The sequence below is a fragment of the Psychrobacter sp. NPDC077938 genome (genome assembly GCF_044542635.1).
GTDB lineage: Bacteria > Pseudomonadota > Gammaproteobacteria > Pseudomonadales > Moraxellaceae > Psychrobacter.
In genome coordinates this window covers 681,099-699,585 of record NZ_JBITUW010000001.1, presented here as the reverse complement: position 1 = coordinate 699,585, position 18,487 = coordinate 681,099, and the positions used below count along the sequence as shown (strand labels likewise).

15 protein-coding genes and 2 tRNA genes are annotated in these 18,487 nt (G+C 41.1%); 14 read left to right on the top strand and 3 right to left on the bottom strand.

Annotated features, from left to right (window positions below; genetic code table 11):
- Nucleotides 1–112: 112 nt before the first annotated feature.
- The 3 genes from ACIGBM_RS02970 to pilB form a co-directional block, all read right to left on the bottom strand.
- Complete coding sequence (locus ACIGBM_RS02970) at nt 113–1,012, bottom strand: A24 family peptidase (protein WP_296209785.1); 900 nt, start codon at nt 1,010–1,012, stop codon at nt 113–115.
- A gap of 7 nt (nt 1,013–1,019) precedes the next feature.
- Nucleotides 1,020–2,243, bottom strand: coding sequence for a type II secretion system F family protein (locus ACIGBM_RS02965; protein WP_134292256.1), 1,224 nt, complete (start codon nt 2,241–2,243; stop codon nt 1,020–1,022).
- Between the two features lie 222 nt (nt 2,244–2,465).
- Nucleotides 2,466–4,181 carry a type IV-A pilus assembly ATPase PilB gene (gene pilB, locus ACIGBM_RS02960; protein ID WP_397476692.1) on the bottom strand — a complete coding sequence of 572 codons (1,716 nt, stop codon included), beginning with the start codon at nt 4,179–4,181 and terminating at the stop codon, nt 2,466–2,468.
- A gap of 384 nt (nt 4,182–4,565) precedes the next feature.
- Here pilB and tpiA point away from each other — a divergent pair, with 384 nt between their 5' ends.
- The 14 genes from tpiA (at nt 4,566) to pnp (ending at nt 18,377) form a co-directional block, all read left to right on the top strand.
- On the top strand, nt 4,566–5,378 hold the full coding sequence (gene tpiA / locus ACIGBM_RS02955) for a triose-phosphate isomerase (protein ID WP_397476691.1): 813 nt from the start codon (nt 4,566–4,568) through the stop codon (nt 5,376–5,378).
- Nucleotides 5,379–5,592: 214 nt separating this feature from the next.
- Complete coding sequence (secG, locus tag ACIGBM_RS02950) at nt 5,593–5,901, top strand: preprotein translocase subunit SecG (protein ID WP_191114493.1); 309 nt, start codon at nt 5,593–5,595, stop codon at nt 5,899–5,901.
- A gap of 141 nt (nt 5,902–6,042) precedes the next feature.
- Nucleotides 6,043–6,126, top strand: a tRNA-Leu gene (locus ACIGBM_RS02945).
- Nucleotides 6,127–6,249: 123 nt separating this feature from the next.
- Nucleotides 6,250–6,326 (top strand) — tRNA-Met (locus ACIGBM_RS02940).
- A gap of 452 nt (nt 6,327–6,778) precedes the next feature.
- The gene (gene rimP / locus ACIGBM_RS02935; protein ID WP_102092655.1) at nt 6,779–7,279 is read left to right on the top strand and encodes a ribosome maturation factor RimP; all 501 of its coding nucleotides are present in this window, start codon (nt 6,779–6,781) and stop codon (nt 7,277–7,279) included.
- Between the two features lie 134 nt (nt 7,280–7,413).
- Nucleotides 7,414–8,898, top strand: coding sequence for a transcription termination factor NusA (nusA, locus tag ACIGBM_RS02930; protein WP_057757751.1), 1,485 nt, complete (start codon nt 7,414–7,416; stop codon nt 8,896–8,898).
- A gap of 148 nt (nt 8,899–9,046) precedes the next feature.
- Entirely contained in the window at nt 9,047–11,773 is a 2,727-nt protein-coding gene (infB, locus tag ACIGBM_RS02925) for a translation initiation factor IF-2 (protein ID WP_057757754.1), read from the top strand.
- A gap of 201 nt (nt 11,774–11,974) precedes the next feature.
- Nucleotides 11,975–12,364 carry a ribosome-binding factor A gene (locus ACIGBM_RS02920; protein WP_102078739.1) on the top strand — a complete coding sequence of 130 codons (390 nt, stop codon included), beginning with the start codon at nt 11,975–11,977 and terminating at the stop codon, nt 12,362–12,364.
- Nucleotides 12,365–12,373: 9 nt separating this feature from the next.
- Nucleotides 12,374–13,465 carry a tRNA pseudouridine(55) synthase TruB gene (gene truB, locus ACIGBM_RS02915; protein ID WP_397476690.1) on the top strand — a complete coding sequence of 364 codons (1,092 nt, stop codon included), beginning with the start codon at nt 12,374–12,376 and terminating at the stop codon, nt 13,463–13,465.
- A gap of 400 nt (nt 13,466–13,865) precedes the next feature.
- On the top strand, nt 13,866–14,390 hold the full coding sequence (locus tag ACIGBM_RS02910; protein WP_397476689.1) for a type 1 glutamine amidotransferase domain-containing protein: 525 nt from the start codon (nt 13,866–13,868) through the stop codon (nt 14,388–14,390).
- Between the two features lie 97 nt (nt 14,391–14,487).
- The gene (locus ACIGBM_RS02905) at nt 14,488–14,649 is read left to right on the top strand and encodes a hypothetical protein (protein WP_397476688.1); all 162 of its coding nucleotides are present in this window, start codon (nt 14,488–14,490) and stop codon (nt 14,647–14,649) included.
- A 113-nt stretch (nt 14,650–14,762) separates the two neighbouring features.
- Nucleotides 14,763–14,939 carry a hypothetical protein gene (locus ACIGBM_RS02900; RefSeq protein ID WP_185156578.1) on the top strand — a complete coding sequence of 59 codons (177 nt, stop codon included), beginning with the start codon at nt 14,763–14,765 and terminating at the stop codon, nt 14,937–14,939.
- A 379-nt stretch (nt 14,940–15,318) separates the two neighbouring features.
- On the top strand, nt 15,319–15,585 hold the full coding sequence (gene rpsO / locus ACIGBM_RS02895; protein WP_045443035.1) for a 30S ribosomal protein S15: 267 nt from the start codon (nt 15,319–15,321) through the stop codon (nt 15,583–15,585).
- Nucleotides 15,586–16,274: 689 nt separating this feature from the next.
- Nucleotides 16,275–18,377, top strand: a complete 2,103-nt coding sequence (gene pnp, locus ACIGBM_RS02890; protein ID WP_201547499.1) for a polyribonucleotide nucleotidyltransferase — start codon at nt 16,275–16,277, stop codon at nt 18,375–18,377.
- The last annotated feature ends 110 nt before the right edge of the window (nt 18,378–18,487 follow it).

Sequence of the window (18,487 nt, the reverse complement as noted above, 5' to 3'; positions counted from 1 at the left end):
CTGACAGTTAGAACAATGAATGCAGCTTTTAACTCATAATCGGCCTTTAAGGTTTCGTTCATGAGTCACTGCCGAAAATTTACTACAATAATCTAATGTACGCTGTCAGTTATTAGACATACATACCGAGATACCAGCTGACGATATCTGAGCCATATAATAAGGCAACGATACCTGCAATAGCGATATAAGGCCCGAAAGCAAAAGGTCGGCTTTCACCCTGTTTTTTCATCAAGATCAGCCCGACAATAGAGCCGAGTAAAGAAGATAGTAGAATAATCAAAGGTAACATCATAGGTCCAAGCCAAGCACCTAATACTGCTAGTAATTTAAAATCCCCTTGACCCATTCCATGTTTTTTAGTTATTAAGTAAAACACCTTGACTACTATCCATAGCGATAAAAACCCAAGTAGTAATCCCCATATCGACTGTGTTGGTGTGACAAACCAACTTTGTGAGTTTACCGCCAATCCTAAGCCTGCTAAAGGAAAAGTTAGACGATCAGGTAGTAGCTGTGTGTCAAAGTCGATACCTGTTAGAGCAACCAGTGTCCATACTAAAACCAATGCGGACAAGCCTGTAGCATTTACCCCAAACTTATATATTACTAATACGGACAGGAGGGCAGTGACTAGCTCAACAAGAGGATAACGTAGATCGATAGCCGCTTTGCAGCTTGAACAGCGTCCGCGTAGTAATAGCCAACTTATTAAAGGGATATTTTCATACCACTTAATTTTATGTGCGCAATGAGGGCAGCGAGAGGCAGGTCGACTTAAGGTAATTGGTTGGTCAGTAGCGACAATATTTGCTATGGGCAGTGTATGCTCGCGTGGCATATCGGCCTGTTCAGACATAAACTGGCTACACTCTTGTCTCCAGCCATAGACCATCATCAGCGGTATGCGATGAATCACAACATTTAAAAAACTACCAACGCAAAGACCTAATAGGCCAAATACGAATAAAGCTAGGGTACTGTTCTCTTGTAGTAACTGTATAAGTTGCATCAAATCATTATCCTACTACTGCGCCCATTTGGAAGATTGGCAAGTACATTGCAATGACTAGGCCACCAATTAATACACCTAATACCGACATAATAAGTGGTTCCATCAAGCTAGTTAGACCATCAACAGCGTTATCAACTTCATTCTCGTAGTAGACAGCGACTTTATCTAACATTTCTTCTAAACTACCAGACTCTTCGCCAATGCCAACCATCTGAATAGCTAAACTTGGGAACAAGTTGGTAGATCGTATAGAGAACTGTAATTGCTGACCAGTAGATACATCACTCTTAATTTGCTGAGTTGCATTGTAAAAAACAACATTATTGGTCGCACCAGCAGTAGAATCTAAGGCATCGATAAGCGGCACACCAGCAGCAAAAGTTGTAGATAGCGTACGAGCGAAACGGGCAATAATTGCTTGATAAGCAATGTTTCCAAAAATTGGAGCCTTTAGGGTAGCCCGATCTAAAAAGTCACGGAACTTTTTAGATCGCTTTTTAGCCTCAGTAAAGCTAATAATTGATCCACCAATGACGATGATCAAAATAAACCACCATGCCTGCATCCATTCAGACATCGCTACTACCATCTGAGTAAAAGCAGGTAATTCCGCTCCAAATGATTCAAATAATCCAGAGAATACAGGTACTACCTTTACGAGCAAAATTATAGTGACAATGATAGCAACTACGATAACAGCAATAGGGTACTTCATCGCCTTTTTGATTTTTGCTTTTAGAAGCTCACTCTTTTCTTTGTAAGTAGCTACTCGTTCAAGCATCGTCTCAAGTGCACCTGATTGTTCACCAGATTCGACGAGGGAGCAGAATAAATCATCAAAATAGCGCGGATGTTTGCGCAGTGCGGAAGCAAAGGTACCACCTGCCTCAATATCTGCTTTGATTTGCAATACTAAGTCTTTCATACTTGGATTATCAAGGGAGTCGGCGACAATTTCGAAAGACTGGGTTAACGGTACACCTGCTTTCATCATTGTTGCTAGTTGCCGAGCAAAAATAGCAATATCAATGGCTTTAATGGCTTTTTTGAAGGTATAAAGTGGTTTTGGTTTTTTCTTAATCCCTTTAACCGTGATACCTTGTTTACGTAGGGTCGCTTTTGCCAGTTCTAAACTACGACTGGTAGTTTCGCCCTTAACTTTCTGCCCGCGTCGATTCACACCGTCGTAAACAAAGTCCAACAACATATCGGTCTTAGCTTTTGCCATGTTACTACCCTCAAAATTGTCCAATATAGATATTGTAAACCTACAACAAAATACCAGACTTGAAATATTAGTCAGGCATACTTTATTTTAGCTTAAAAAACCAGTGTTTATCTGTTTTATTTTTAAAGTTATACGATAAAGAACATTGCTAGTTTATAACTTTTCTAGCAACTGAAAGTCAAGATGTTAAGGCATAGCATATATATTCTATAATTTCATTTATTATTCAGAAGTTACCCGCATCATTTCTTGGATACTCGTGACACCTTGCAGTACTTTTAAAATTCCAGAACGACGCAAATCGCGAAAACCGTTTTTAATGGCAGCGTCTTTGATATCTATTGCGTTACCATCTTCCATGATAATGCGTGAAATATCAGGGCTGACTTTCATCACCTCATAGATACCTACACGGCCTTTATAACCTTCACGACATTCATTACAGCCAACTGGTTCATAAATGACATTATCAGTGTTATCTAGATCAGTATCAGTAAAACCAATCTCTAATAAGCTCTGACGCGGTATGCTAATAGGTTTTTTACAGTTCTTACAGAGACGTCGTGCCAATCGTTGGGCAATAACTAGGTTGACTGATGTGGCAATGTTAAAAGAGGCAACACCCATGTTACGTAGACGCGTTAATGTTTCAGGTGCCGAGTTAGTATGCAAAGTAGAAAGAACCATATGGCCTGTCTGCGCAGCTTTAATAGCGATCTCAGCAGTCTCAAGGTCACGAATCTCACCGACCATGACAATATCAGGGTCTTGACGTAAAAAAGACTTAAGCGCATTGGCAAACGTTAGACCAACTTTGGCATTGACATTGACTTGGTTAATTCCTTCAAGGTTAATTTCGACTGGATCTTCAGCCGTTGAGATATTGGTTGCGCCAGTATTTAAGATATTGATACCAGTGTAAAGTGATACCGTCTTACCAGAACCAGTAGGACCAGTGATAAGCAACATTCCTTGTGGTTTGTGTAATGCCTCTAAAAACATTTCCTGCTGATCTGGTTCATACCCCAATGCATCAATACCTAGCATGGCTGATGATGGGTCAAGGATACGCAAAACAAGCTTTTCACCGAATAACGTCGGTAATGAGTTTACCCGGAAATCAATCGCTTTATTTTTAGAAATTTTTAGTTTAATACGCCCATCTTGTGGTACCCGACGTTCTGAGATATCCATCTGAGACATGACCTTTAAGCGTGCTGCAATTTTATTCGCAAGTTGAACCGGTGGATTGGCCATTTTTTGCATGACGCCATCGACACGAAATCGTACTCTGAAAGACTTTTCATATGGCTCGAAATGTAAATCAGAAGCACCCATACGAATGGCATCGACTAGCATTTTATTGACGAATTTTACGACAGGCGCTTCATCGACGCCGTCGCTCAGCTGAGTTTCGCCATCCTCTTTATCTTCATCACCATCTTCAAAACCAACGCTTAAATCATTATCAGAAAAGCTATCAAAACTTTGCATCGTATCCGCGTAAATATTTTCAATACGCTTTTTGAGCTTATTTTCTTCGACAACAATGGTTTCTATCGACAGTCGAGAATTAAAGGCAATCGCATCAATAGCATCAACGCGTGTGGGATCACTTAGTGCGACAAATAGACGTTGTCCTCGTTTAAAGAGTGGTAAAGCATTAAACTTACGAACGATTTTTTCATCAACCAAGTCTTTTGGAATAACATCAACGTTTAATGCATCAAGATCAAATAGAGGGTCACCGAAAGCTTGGGACAGCATTTGGGCAAGTTGATAAGCATCAGCCAGTTTGTTGTCTACCAGATAAGGCACCAGTCCTATTTGCTGCTGCTGCGACTCAATCTGTGCCGTCTTCATATTTGCTTCGCTAACGACACCGTCGCTAATCAGTTGCTGCGCTAGACCACCGTACTTACTGGTTGCGATAGACATTATAACCTCTCCTTTGATACAAAATATTCTGTAGACTTGCTTGGTATTGCACGCTATATACTTGTTGTTTCTAGTTGATAACTCGCTATAACTGTCTTGCTTTGTTTATCTTATCTACCTGTATATCTATATATAGAACCAGCAACAATATTTGATTTAATGAACTCTGTAGTATAGAACTTTACTTTAGTTTGAAAAAATTATATATACCATTAGACGACTAGCTCGTAAAAATAACGGTCTATCGATATATTGTCTGTAGATAAGTTTGCAGAAGTGATTCTGCTCATGGTCGCACGCTACTATAGCACTTACGAATTATTTGTTATACTGACGCGCATATTAGCCGAATTGGCATGAATATATGAGACAAGGTAAATAAGTATGCAAGCTTGGGTAATTGGCAATTGGAAACAGAATCCTGCGACTAACAGTGCTGTCAATGCACTATTGGACGACTTATTGACTAAAGTTAATACTGAAGAACAAGCCAACTCGCAGACATTAGAAAACCGCTGTAAATTAATGGTAGCGCCCAGTTGTGTTCATTTAAATACAGTGAGTACGCGTCTAGCAGATAGCTCAATACTTTGTGCAGCACAGGACGTTAGCACTTATAGTGCAAATACAGGAGCCTATACGGGTGACTGCTCAGCCCAACAGGTAGCAGATGCAGGTGCCACTTGGACGCTACTTGGCCACTCTGAACGTCGCCAATATCACAAAGAGTCTCATGAATGCCTGATAAGCAAATTGTCTCATGCGTTTTCTCAGAAATTAGGTGTGGTATTTTGTATCGGCGAAACGCAAGAGCAGTATGATAATGGTCAAACACTCGATGTTATCAATGAGCAACTTTCGGTTATTAAGGATTTACTGACTCAACAGCCAGATTTAGCATCATCGTTATCTAAAAAGCTGCTCGTCGCTTACGAACCTGTATGGGCCATTGGTACAGGTAAAGTGCCTACTGTGGCAGAAGTGAGTAAAACCCATCAGTATATCAAGCAAACGGTTGCAAGCTTTGCTGATATAACAGATACGATTACCGTGCTGTATGGCGGTAGTGTTAATGCTGATAATGCCAATAGCTTTGCTTCTGACGCTATGATTGATGGCGCATTAGTGGGCGGTGCTTCGTTAAAAGCAGAGAGCTTTCTAGCGATTGCCGATGCCTTTAACCAAGCCAATGCTTAAATGAATAAATAACGCTCAGATATCAAGATCATAGCTTATAGAGAGTATAGTTTTATCGGTTGGTAAAAGTAGGTTTAACACTGCCCTTGCAATCGTGTACAATGCGCCTTATTTATATAGTCGATTTGGTATTTGATCATGCCGATTGTCATTCTATTAACCTTACGTTTTATTTTTCGTTATCAGTCGTCATTACGCGGCAAAAGAGGCCACCATGTTTACGTTTATATTAGCCCTGCATATTATTGTGGCCATTGCCATGATCGGCTTGATTCTGATACAGCATGGTAAAGGGGCAGACGCTGGAGCTTCTTTTGGTGCCGGTTCATCAGGTACCGTGTTTGGCGCAGCAGGTACTGCTAACTTTTTGACACGTGCTACGGCAGTACTAACAGTCATATTTTTTATTACTAGTATGACGCTTGCTGTTCATGCTCGTAAGCAAGCAGAAGATCAGTTTCGTCTAGATGCGCCAGTTTCAGCACCGCAAACGCCGCGTCCAATGACTCAACATTCCGAGTAAGCCTCTTTTAAGTAGGCAGCGCTTGCTATTTTGGTAGGTTAGATTTACAATGCTTTCCTGTTTTCGCAACTCCTGTTCTATAGGTGCCTACCTTAAGCATCATTGATTATAGACTGGATGATAGGAACAGAGCAGTACAATGCGATTGTGGTGGAATGGTAGACACGCCATCTTGAGGGGGTGGTGGCGAAAGCTGTGGGGGTTCAAGTCCCCCCAATCGCACCAAGTTTTACAGGCGCAGCATAGCGTCAGGTTGGATTTTTAGCAGATAATACTTAGTTTATAATTAATTTAAAAAAAGTATTGACACTTCTACGAAACCTCCCTATAATATGCGTTCTAGATTGATGCGGGGTGGAGCAGTCTGGTAGCTCGTCGGGCTCATAACCCGAAGGTCGTTGGTTCAAATCCAGCCCCCGCTACCACTTTTTATACTGATGTTTTGTACACTAAATTTGTCAGTACCGATTAGCCCACCATTATGTTTGTGGGTTTTTTTGTATCTGAAGGTCAGTGTTATCGCGGTATCTATCCTACTTATGCTAAGCTCTAAGTCTATAGAGTACGATATTACTCGTCACTGGTCATCATCGGCCGCTACCGGCACGATGCTTCTTAAGCAACACTATCTTTTATTCCTCATACTTTTATCGATAGTAGTGCTTTATAAATAATAAAAGCATTGTTTGGCCGAGCTTGATGTTTTTTACGCTCGTCCCTATATAAATGCACAATATGTATCATATATTTGTGATTTAAAATTATATACTGACCGTGATTCTTATCATTATAAGATTGCTATATATAGATAAGAGTCAATCTTTAATACGGTTTACTAAGTACGATAGATAAGTGAATAGGAAAATACAAAGAGATTATGAAGCTTTCGACTAAAGTTGCAGAACTGACTAATATTATTGCCCCTGCCGTGGCCGCTTGTGATGTGTCATTATGGGGTATCGAGTTTGCGCCACAAGGTCGTCGCTCTTTACTACGTATCTATATTGAGGCATTGCCAGAAGAGCAAGCCCAAGATAAACAAGTAACGATTGAAGATTGCGCGGCAGTGAACCATCAAGTAAGCGGTATTTTAGAAGTTCATGATCCTATCGCTGGTGAGTACATTTTAGAAGTATCTTCACCTGGTTTTGACCGTGCGTTTTTCTCAGATGAGCAAATGCATGCGTATGTTGGTCAAACTGTGAGCTTGCGTCTGATTCAAGCTATCGGTACAGGCGATCAAAAACGTCGTAAAGCCACAGGTACTTTAGATAGTATTGATGAAAACGCTTTAAAACTGACGTCAAGCGATGGCGAGCAGTTTGAAATCGCATTAAGTAATATTGATAAAGCCAATTTGATTTATGAAGATGCCTAATTTTTACTAGGGTAACTGTTTATAGATAGACAGTTTTATCTTCCAATAGCTTATGTGGCTTATAGCAACTATATAATAGCAGCACCCAAATTATAAAATTTAAGTCAATTAAAAAATGATAGGACAGGTATAGCATGAGTCGTGAAATCTTAACGGTAGTAGAAACTGTCAGTAATGAAAAGGGCTTAAATCCTGAAGATATCTTTGAAGCAATTGAAGACGCTTTGGTGGTATCGACTAAGAAAAAAGTATATACCGAGCAGCCAGAAGTGGCTGTACGGGTAGCAATCGACCGTGCAACTGGCGATTACGATACTTATCGTTACTGGACAGTGGTTGCAGATGAAGACCATGAAATGCCAGCTTGTCAGCTTGCTATCACCGATCTTGACCAAGAAGAATGGTCAATTGGTGATATTAAAGAAGAGCAAATTGAATCGATCGAATTTGGTCGTATTGCTGCTACTCAAGCCAAACAGGTTATCATCCAAAAGATTCGTGAAGCTGAGCGTGCACTAGTTGCAGATGCTTTCGAGCCGCGTGTTGGTGAGATGATGTATGGCGAAGTCAAAAAACAGACTCGTGATGGCTATATTATTGATTTGGGTGACAATGCCGAAGGTTATTTGTCACGTGATCAAATGTTGCCACGCGAACAACTCCGTGCAAAATCGCGTATCAACGCTATCTTGTACCATGTAAACCGTGAAAACCGCGGTGCACAGTTATTACTCTCTCGTACTCATCCTGAAATGCTATCAGCATTGATGCAAAAAGAAGTGCCTGAGATTGCAGAACAAATTATCGAAATTCGTAACGTCGCTCGTCTGCCAGGTACTCGTGCTAAAATAGCCGTGAAGACCAACGATCATCGTATTGATCCAGTTGGTGCCTGTATTGGTATGCGTGGTACACGTATCCAAGCAGTACAGCAAGAGTTAGACGGTGAGCGTATTGATGTGGTGGTATGGTCAGATGATCCGGCCCAGTTCATCATCAGCTCTCTAGAGCCTGCTGACGTAAGCAGTATCATTTTAGATGAAGATACGCAAACAGCAGATATTATCTTTAGCACCAATGATCAGTTGGCGCGTGCTATTGGCTCACAAGGTCAAAACGTACGTCTAGCGTCTGAGTTGACGGGCTATAAGCTTAATATGATGCTCGAAGAAGAGTATCAGCAACGTCAACAAAACGAATCAAAAGCGTTTATTGAATTATTCTATGAGCGCCTAGAAGTAGATAAAGATTTAGCACAGGCATTGGTTGATATTGGTTTTACCAGTATCGAAGAAGTTGCCTATGTACCAGTTGAGACTTTTTATGATATCGAAGGTCTAGACGATGAAGCGATTGATATGATTCAAGAGCGTGCTAAAGAAGTTGTCATCGCTGATGAACTGGTCAAACAACAGAACATGAAAGAGCCAAGTCAAGAGCTTCAAGAGCTTGAAGGTATGACAGTCAGTTGGGCTTATAAAATGGCGCAAAAAGACATCATTACTGTTGATGACTTGGCAGAACAAGCCGTCTTCGATCTAGAAGATATCGAAGGATTAGACTCTGAAACTGCAGGAAAACTCATCATGAAAGCTCGGGAATCTTGGTTCGATGAATAAGCGGTAACTGCATATCGCTGTCTTTTGGTGATATGCTATTGAGAATAAAGTGCTGATATCTATTTATAAGTATCAGCCTTAACCCAATCATTTGTAGCCAACAACTGAATTGAACATATAGCAAATAATAGACAGTAGGTGATAATAAATGGCAGATAAGACCGTCAAAGAACTGGCAGAAATGGTAGGCAAAACTACAGATGCTGTAAAGCAGCAATTAGTAGATGCTGGCCTGCCTGCTCGCGCAGAGGATGACCTAGTCACCGAGCTTGAGCAAGAAAAGCTGGTGACGTATTTAAAGCAAAGTCATGGTCAACAAGAAAAGCGTCGTATTAGTCTTAAATCTAAGACGACCAGTACTGCACGTGTGACCGGCTCTTCTGGTAAATCTAAGAGCGTCAACGTAGAAGTGCGTAAAAAGAAAGTATTCGAAAAGCCTGATCCAGAAAAAATGGCTGAAGAGTTAGCCGCTCGTGAGCAGGCTCTAATTGAGTCTCAAGAACGTGCAGCAAAAGAAGCTGAAGAACGCGCCGCTACTAAGAAAAAAGCGGAAGAGCGTCAAGCAGCAACGCTAGCAGCAATGCGCGCAAGCTTAGGCTCTAGCAAAAAATCAGATGACAAGAATGATGATATTTCTACATCAGTTGTTGTCAAAAAAGGCGGTAAAGCGACTGCTGAAGTTAAGCCTAAAGAACAGCCGAAGAAAAAAGTTGCTGCAACAAAGCCTAAAGTTGAAACCGCTGCTGAACGTAAAGCTCGCGAGACTCGTGAGAAAGAAGAAGCGCGTCTGCGTGAAATTGAACTAGAAACCCGCCGCACACAAGCTGAAGAAGCGCAAAAGCGTACACTTGAGCAAATGCGCAAAATGGCTGGTAAATATACAGATCGTGAGCCTGTTACTGAAGTACGTAAAGATGAGCCATTGGCTGAAGGTTTGGTCGGTGATGCACTAGAAGAGTCGTTCGAAAAAGAGCGTCGCGAAATCAAACGCGGTTCGAACAGTACTGGTACTCGTGGTCGTCGTCGTAAGAACCAAGATGAGCGCGAAATCAAAAACCGCAAAAACGGTTTGCGTTCAACTCAAGCATCACAGCATAAGTTTGAAAAACCTGTTGAAAAAATCGTCTATGATGTCGAGATTAGTGAGCAAATTTCAGTTGCCGATCTTGCTCAGCGTATGGCGGTTAAAGCTCGCGAAGTAACCAAATTACTTATGAAAATGGGTGAAATGGCTCGTGAGTCAGATACGATTGATCAAGCAACCGCAAGCTTGCTTGTTGAAGAAATGGGTCACAACCCAGTACCAGTTAGTGATACTAAAGTCGAAGATGACTTACAGTACGCAGTTGATGAGCGTAGCAGCAACATCCAGACTCGTCCACCAGTAGTGACTATCATGGGTCACGTCGATCATGGTAAGACCTCACTACTAGATAAAATTCGTGAAACGAAAGTTGCGAATGGTGAAGCGGGCGGCATTACACAGCATATCGGTGCTTACCACGTAAAAACTGATCGCGGTGTTATTACTTTCCTTGATACTCCAGGTCACGCAGCGTTTAGCGCAATGCGTTCACGTGGTGCTCAAGCGACTGATATCGTTGTATTGGTTGTTGCAGCTGATGATGGCATGATGCCACAAACAGCAGAAGCGATTGATCATGCACGTGCAGCTGGTACGCCGATTATTGTTGCTATCAATAAAATGGATAAGCCGGGCGCTGATCCTGACCGTGTTCTTAATGAATTAACGACGAAAGAAGTTGTTTCAGAAGAATGGGGTGGCGATACACCAATGGCTCGTATCTCAGCCAAAACAGGCGAAGGTATCGAAGACCTACTAGAATTCATTAGCTTGCAAGCTGAGTTAATGGAACTAGAAGCGCCATTAGACGGTGCTGCTCAGGGTGTGGTTATTGAGTCAAGACTTGAAAAAGGTCGTGGTCCTGTTGTTAGTGTCCTAGTGAAAAAAGGTACATTGAAACAAGGCGACTTGGTTCTAGCTGGTGAACATTATGGTAAAGTTCGCGCATTGACTGACGAGCATGGCCAACGTATCAAGTCAGCTGGCCCTTCTATCCCTGTAGAGATTTTAGGTCTGCCTGAAACACCTGCTGCTGGTAGTGAGTTCCTAGTTGTGACGGATGAGAAAAAAGCTCGTGAAGTTGCGGACTTTAGAACCAACCGTGAGCGTGAGCGTCAACTTGAGCGTCAAAATGCGATGCGTTTAGAAAGCATGTTTGACCAGATGGGCCAAGGCGATGTGTCATTCTTGAATATCGTACTAAAAACAGACGTACGTGGTTCACTTGAAGCACTACTAGCTGCCCTAAACGAATTGTCTACTGATGAAGTAAAAGTCAGAGTGATCAGTTCAGGCGTTGGTCCTATCTCTGAGTCCGACGTAACCCTTGCAGAATCTAGTGAAGCGGTACTGTTAGGCTTCAACGTTCGTGCAGATGCTACCGCACGCCGTAAAGCAGATACTGCTAATATGGATATTCGCTACTATAGTGTAATCTATGGTTTGATCGATGATGTTAAATCAGCAATGAGCGGTATGCTTGCGCCTGAACATCGTGAGAAAATCCTTGGTGTTGCAGATGTTCGTGAAGTATTCCGTTCTAGTAAGTTCGGTGCTGCTGCTGGTTGTATGGTGGTCGAAGGTACAATCTATCGCAACAAACCTATCCGCGTATTGCGTGATGATCAAGTCATCTTTACTGGTCAATTGCAATCGTTGCGTCGCTATAAAGAAGACGTTAATGAAGTACGTACTGGTATGGAATGTGGTTTGGCCGTTCGTGGCTATGATGTTGAAGCTGGCGATAAGATCGAAGTCTTTGAAATCCAAGAGTTCGCACGTACTATCTAAAGCTGTTGTTCGATAGCAGAGTAGGTATCAATGCAATATGCGTAACCCGCTGAGCTGTTTAGATACTTTGCTAATATTCAGCTGTACTTAGGCCTAACAGGTACATCCTGCTAGGCCTTTTTTAGCACATATCAGTGCAACACCTATTAGTCAGCAGACTTATACAGTAATAAAATAAGCCCATTAAAGTAAGGTAATAACATGAACCAACGTTTACAACGCTTATCCGATCAAATTCAGCGTGAGCTTGCTGTTCTTATTCGCGATGAAGTCAATGACCCTCGTCTAACAGGCTTTGTCACGATCTCTAGCGTCAAAGTTAGCCCAGATTTAGGCTATGCGGATGTCTATGTCACTATCATGGAGCCTGAGCTCAATGATGCTATGAACAAGACCAACCATGAAGAAAGCATCAAAGTATTGAATAAAGCGGCAGGATTCTTGCGTACGGAATTAAGCCATAGCTTAAAGACACGTACTACGCCGCGCCTACGTTTTCATTACGATGAAGTGACTGCTCGTGGTAACTATATGATGGACTTGATTAGCAAGGCCGTGACTAAAACTGAGCAAAACGAGAATGACGAGTAAATTATTATTATGTCTATAGCGTCTAAGCAAGTTGATAAACAAGCCAGTAAAGTACCTGAAAAAGTAAAAGTTTCAGGTGTCATATTGGTGGATAAACCCAAAGGTATGACCTCGCAGCAAGTCGTGTCAAAAGTGAAGTATTTATTTAAATCACCGATACACGATAGTAAAAAGGCTGGGCATACAGGGACGCTTGATCCAATGGCAACTGGCCTGTTGCCTATTTGCTTGGGTGAAGCCACCAAGTTTAGCCATTATCAACTGGATGCTGATAAATCTTACCAAGCGACTATCTTGCTAGGTAGTCAAACCGATACTGGTGATGCTGATGGCCAAATCGTAACGCAGACTTCTATCCCAGAATTTGATGAAGCCTCATTAGCGACTATTGCCCAGCAGTTTTTGGGCGCTCAGCAGCAGATACCACCGATGTATTCAGCGCTAAAAAAAGATGGCAAAAAATTGTATGAATATGCTCGCGCTGGTATTGAGGTTGATAGACCGCCCAGAGATATCACGATTAAAGCAATCAATCTACAGATGATAGACGATTCCCAGATTACTCTAACGGTTACTTGTACGAAAGGTACTTACGTACGTGTGTTAGCGGAAGATATTGCGAAGCAGCTAGGTACGCTAGGACATTTGACGGCATTGCGTCGTACACAAGTAGGGAGCTTTAGCATTGATGATGCGCTCGCTTTATCATCATTAGAAGAGCATAGTTTAGAGGAGCGTCAGTCTTGGCTGCTGCCTATCGATGCTTGTATTGATATCGATGCTGAACTGACGCTGACAGAGGAACAATGCGCCCGCGTACATATGGGGCAGCGCCTAAACGTATTTGATGAGCTAACAGGTAAGCTTAAAGATTATGTTGCTAATATAGTTTCTGACCAACTATCTAATAATAGTTCTGTCGGTATCAATGATGACGCTAGTACCAATGGTAAAGCTGATACTGATCTTGATGTACCTCAGCTCCTAGGGCACGAAATACCTGTTGATATACGTCTACTTAATGAGCAGGGAGAGTTTCTTGGTTTGGGGTCTGTGAGCTTAAACGGACGTCTACAACCTAAGAAATTGATTCAGCGCTAATAGTAACGTTTTCATCAATGTTACTTAAATAGAGAAACTACCACCTAACATTGGCCTGATTTACTAATAGTTTACACTAATCACATACCGTCACATTTTATTGCAGGTTTCGCCTATGGTGAAACCTGTTTTTTTTGTACTCTAGATTCATCAGATAGGGAATGCTGAGCTAAAAAATAAAATGGATAAATATTATAAAAATAAAAAATTGCTATGAAGCAAATAATTAAAATAACAGACAATTAGAAATAGCCAATCAAAAGTAAAAACCAATGCAAAAAGGACGCATTTAAATAAAAACAAAGTAGTTCAAAGGAAAATGTACTACCGAATAATAATAAAATTAGCTTATAAAAATATACTGGCTCACAAAAACTAATAGATAAGAAGAAGGAAATTTATGAAAACGATCGCTTTTTTACTACATAATCACTTCGAACAAGCAGAGTATGAAGACGTCAATAATCAGCTAAAAGACAAAGGCTATAAAACACTTCTCATAACAACAAATGATAAAAAAGAAGTGCAAGCCATGCAGCAAGACGTAGATAAGAGTGATACTTTTACTGCTGATATCTTTGTAGAAGATGCTAACGTTTCTGACTATGATGCATTGGTGTTACCAGGTGGTACTGTGAACGCTGATACTATTCGTGGTAATGAAAAGGCTCATCAAATTATCAATGCTATTAATGAAGCAGGAAAGCCATTAGCTGTTGTTTGTCATGCTCCTTGGGTTCTTATAAATACAGGTATTGCTAAAGGCAAAACCCTTACCGCTTACCCTACGTTGCAACTAGATTTAGAAAACGCTGGAGCAAACTACGTAGACAAGACAGTACAAGTAGATGGTAATCTTATTACTTCGCGTAACCCAGACGATATACCCAATTTTGTTGATGCCATAGACAAAGCTTTATCTTAGAATTTTGAATCCTAACTAAACAATTTCAATTAATTAAGTACTATTAAATTTCGAATTTTTATAACTAACATTTATAACCATAACTAAGGAAGATACTATGTCAAACTCTAATCCAAACGATACTAAGCTTGAGCAACAACGTTCTGATTCAGCAGAAGCAGCACTTAAAGGTCAAACTGAAGATAATCATAGTGAAAACAGCGAAGCAGCAGCAGAACGCATCGCAGCTAACTTAGAAAACGCGAAAGAAAATAAGTAAGTTTTTAATATGCCACCTGTAATAGGTGGCATTGATATGTTTATAGTTTGCACGTCTTATGATCGATGAGTGCAACGACAGTTAGTCCACAAAATAATAATTCAGGAGCTAATATGAGTAATTCACCGAATAATATGGACGAGCAGGAAAAAGAGATTGAAAAGCTTGCAGAAGAAATCAATCCAAGTGAGCATACTGCCCCAGACAGCTTAGCGGAAGTAACTACTGCCGCGCCTCTTGAAGATGATGAACTAGGCGGCAATGCGACAGAGTCTGACGTTAGTAAGTAGCCTAGGTAGGCACTTAATAGATAGTTATCTATAGAATACTAGCTACTAGAAATTAAATGTCGCTTTACAAGTATTATGAAAAACTGCTGCTAGTTCAGCAGTTTTTTGTTATAATTACCCCCACATTTAAATTAGGTTTTGAATGATGTACTGTAGTTAGCCCATTACTTTGATTAAGTAGTGCTATAGTTAACTACAATGTACGATTCAAAACATGCTAAATGGTTGTTAACTGAGCTTGTCGTACACTAGGTCAACTCTAGTAATGCAGGGTTGTCCTGAATGGCGTACAGGTTATTTTATTTATTATTCTATTGCTTTAATACTGACTCAAATTGCAGTCCGCTTTTTAAAGTTTTTAGCATTGCCGGAGATATTTATGCTAACTAATACCGATCGTGAACAAATCATCGCTCAATACCAACGTGGCGAAAATGACACTGGTTCTCCAGAAGTTCAAGTAGCTTTGTTGAGTGCTCGTATCAATGATTTGCAGAACCACTTTAAAGCACACAAAGCTGACCATCATAGCCGTCGCGGTCTTATCCGTATGGTTAACACGCGTCGTAAACTGCTTGATTACTTAAAAGGTAAAGACCTTGGTCGTTACACTACTCTAATCAGCCAGTTAGGTCTACGTCGTTAATCTAACGACAATAGTACGAGTGGATGCTGAATTTTTTGCTAAATCGCTTGGAAATTGTTTGTTATTATCGATAAAATAGATTTTTCTAAAAACGGTGTGGAATAGTTTCACGCCGTTTTTTTATGCTTATTCGTTTTAGATACAGTGTTCAAATAGTAAGAGGTATAACTCCTTCTATAGAACAGCTAAGAGGAATATTGGTATAAACTGTACCAACCAAGTCTCAAATACGGTATTTTCTAACGATAATTGCGCTACTGTGCAATTAATTGGTCAATGGCTATAAATCACTGTAAAATAATGCCTTGTGAGTTTGATAGCGCATCTGCTACAGATATGGCGATTATTAATAAGATATTCATTATTTGGCTTGGTAATCGGCGCAGATAGCTGATATTTGAAACCTAGAAAATAGCCTGTAGGGTTTTTAGCATCGAAGTCTTTTGACTTAATGTCTTTTTGATAGTATTTATAGTAAAGCCAAAATTGCACGACCGAATATACATAATAGTACGATGTCTAACTCAGACAAATATATGAGATAACCAAGTAACGTTATTAGCATTGGTTGAGATGATTTCTGATAGAAAGCATGTCAACTGATAGCTACATACACAGAATTTTAATGACAGATATCAGCTTTTTTTAACGCTGATATCAGTTTTGTCAGTCAACATTAGGAAGATTATATGACAATGTTCAACACCATTAAGCGTGAATTTCAATATGGCAACCAGCAGGTTGTTATCGAGACAGGCCGTATTGCCCGTCAAGCAAACTCTATTTTAGTACACATGGGCGGCGTAACCGTATTAGTTGCAGCAGTCGTAAAATCAGAAGCTAAAGAAGGTCAAAACTTCTTTCCGCTAACGGTTAATTATCAAGAAAAAATGTATGCAGCGGGTAAAATTCCAGGTGCTTACGGCAAACGTGAAGGCCGTGCGAGCGAATTTGAAACCTTAACTTCACGCTTGATTGACCGTCCGATTCGTCCACTATTCCCAGAAGGCTATGTAAACGAAATCCAAATCACCGCAACAGTTGTGTCATCAGATAAAACTCAGTCTGCAGATATCGCTGCACTAATCGGTGCTTCAGCAGCATTGGCTATTTCTGATGCACCATTTAATGGTCCTGTTGCTGCCGCTCGTGTTGGTTTCATTAACGGCGAATACGTTCTAAACCCAACGTCTGAGCAGCTTGAAACCAGTGACCTAGATTTGGTTGTGGCTGGTACTAAGTCTGCGGTATTAATGGTTGAATCTGAAGCGGCAGAGCTGTCAGAAGACCAGATGTTAGGTGCAGTATTGTACGGCCATCAGCAACAACAAATTGTTATCGATAACATTGCGTCAATGGCTGAAGAAATCGGTACTGCTAAGCAGCAATACTCTGCTCCTGAGCGTGACCAAGCCCTTACCAGCAGCATGAAAGAGCAGTTCGGCGAGCAAGTTGCTGACGCTTATACCATTACTGATAAGCAAGCACGTTACACGAAGCTTGATGAAATTAAGCAATCAATTATTGATGCACTTGCTGGTGATGCTGAGTCAGAAACTTATGCTGATACCGTATCTGAGCTTAAAGAAATCTATAACGACCTTAAATATCGTACCGTTCGTGACAACATCTTGTCAGGTAAGCCGCGTATCGATGGTCGTGACCCTGAGACAGTTCGTGCGCTTGACGTACAAGTTGGTGTATTGCCATATACGCATGGTTCAGCATTGTTCACACGTGGCGAGACGCAGGCATTGGTTACTACCACACTTGGTAACAGCCGTGACGTCAACATGATTGACTCACTAGGTGGCACGATTCGTGACCATTTCATGCTGCATTATAACTTCCCGCATTTCTCAGTTGGTGAAACGGGCCGTGAAGGTATTCCAAAACGTCGTGAAATCGGTCATGGTCGTCTAGCACGCCGCGGTGTACAAGCAATGTTGCCAGATAGTGAGCGTTTCCCGTATGTGATTCGTGTGGTATCAGAAATCACTGAATCTAACGGTTCATCTTCTATGGCTTCTGTTTGTGGCGCAAGCTTGGCATTGATGGACGCAGGCGTACCATTAAAAGCACCAGTTGCTGGTATCGCAATGGGTCTGGTTAAAGAAGGTGATCGTTTTGCTGTATTGTCAGATATCTTAGGTGATGAAGATCATCTAGGTGATATGGACTTTAAAGTAGCTGGTTCTAAAAACGGTATTACTGCACTTCAGATGGATATCAAAATCGAAGGTATTACCCCTGACATCATGGAGCAAGCGCTTAAACAAGCTCATGCAGGTCGTATCCATATCCTAGAAGCAATGAACCAAGTATTGCCTGAGAGCCGTACTGAAATCAATGCTCATGCACCAAACTACGCGGTTATCGAAATCAACCCAGACAAGATTCGTGACGTTATCGGTAAAGGCGGCGCAACTATCCGTCAGCTAACGGAAGAAACTGGCGCGGTTATCGATATCGATGATGCAGGTACTATCCGTATCTTTGGTGAAAACAAAGCAGCGACCAAGGCAGCTATCGGTAAAATCGAAGCACTAACTGCTGAAGTTGAAGTTGGTAAAACTTATGAAGGTACCGTTGCTCGTATCGTCGACTTCGGTGCATTTGTAAATGTCTTGCCAAACACTGATGGTCTAGTACATATTTCACAAATCGCAGAAGAGCGCGTAGAGAATGTGTCAGACTATCTAAAAGAAGGCCAAATCGTTAAAGTACTTGTACAAGACGTTGACAACCGTGGTCGTATCAAACTAACTATGAAAGGTGTTGAGCAGAACTAATACTCAATATCTGATGTGGTTTAAGTAATAAAAAACCGCCTTGAAATGCTCGTTATGAGTATTCAAGGCGGTTTTTTTATGTGTCCAAAAAGATGATGACTGGCTAGCTA

Bases quoted from the DNA above. Each gene is read 5' to 3' on its own strand.
- tpiA (WP_397476691.1), top strand. From the start codon at position 4,566: ATGCAAGCTTGGGTAATTGGCAATTGGAAACAGAATCCTGCGACTAAC.
- pnp (WP_201547499.1), top strand. From the start codon at position 16,275: ATGACAATGTTCAACACCATTAAGCGTGAATTTCAATATGGCAACCAG.
- ACIGBM_RS02900 (WP_185156578.1), top strand. From the start codon at position 14,763: ATGAGTAATTCACCGAATAATATGGACGAGCAGGAAAAAGAGATTGAA.
- rimP (WP_102092655.1), top strand. From the start codon at position 6,779: ATGAAGCTTTCGACTAAAGTTGCAGAACTGACTAATATTATTGCCCCT.
- pilB (WP_397476692.1), bottom strand. From the start codon at position 4,181: ATGTCTATCGCAACCAGTAAGTACGGTGGTCTAGCGCAGCAACTGATT.
- ACIGBM_RS02920 (WP_102078739.1), top strand. From the start codon at position 11,975: ATGAACCAACGTTTACAACGCTTATCCGATCAAATTCAGCGTGAGCTT.
- truB (WP_397476690.1), top strand. From the start codon at position 12,374: ATGTCTATAGCGTCTAAGCAAGTTGATAAACAAGCCAGTAAAGTACCT.
- secG (WP_191114493.1), top strand. From the start codon at position 5,593: ATGTTTACGTTTATATTAGCCCTGCATATTATTGTGGCCATTGCCATG.
- nusA (WP_057757751.1), top strand. From the start codon at position 7,414: ATGAGTCGTGAAATCTTAACGGTAGTAGAAACTGTCAGTAATGAAAAG.
- rpsO (WP_045443035.1), top strand. From the start codon at position 15,319: ATGCTAACTAATACCGATCGTGAACAAATCATCGCTCAATACCAACGT.
- ACIGBM_RS02905 (WP_397476688.1), top strand. From the start codon at position 14,488: ATGTCAAACTCTAATCCAAACGATACTAAGCTTGAGCAACAACGTTCT.
- infB (WP_057757754.1), top strand. From the start codon at position 9,047: ATGGCAGATAAGACCGTCAAAGAACTGGCAGAAATGGTAGGCAAAACT.
- ACIGBM_RS02910 (WP_397476689.1), top strand. From the start codon at position 13,866: ATGAAAACGATCGCTTTTTTACTACATAATCACTTCGAACAAGCAGAG.
- ACIGBM_RS02965 (WP_134292256.1), bottom strand. From the start codon at position 2,243: ATGGCAAAAGCTAAGACCGATATGTTGTTGGACTTTGTTTACGACGGT.
- ACIGBM_RS02970 (WP_296209785.1), bottom strand. From the start codon at position 1,012: ATGCAACTTATACAGTTACTACAAGAGAACAGTACCCTAGCTTTATTC.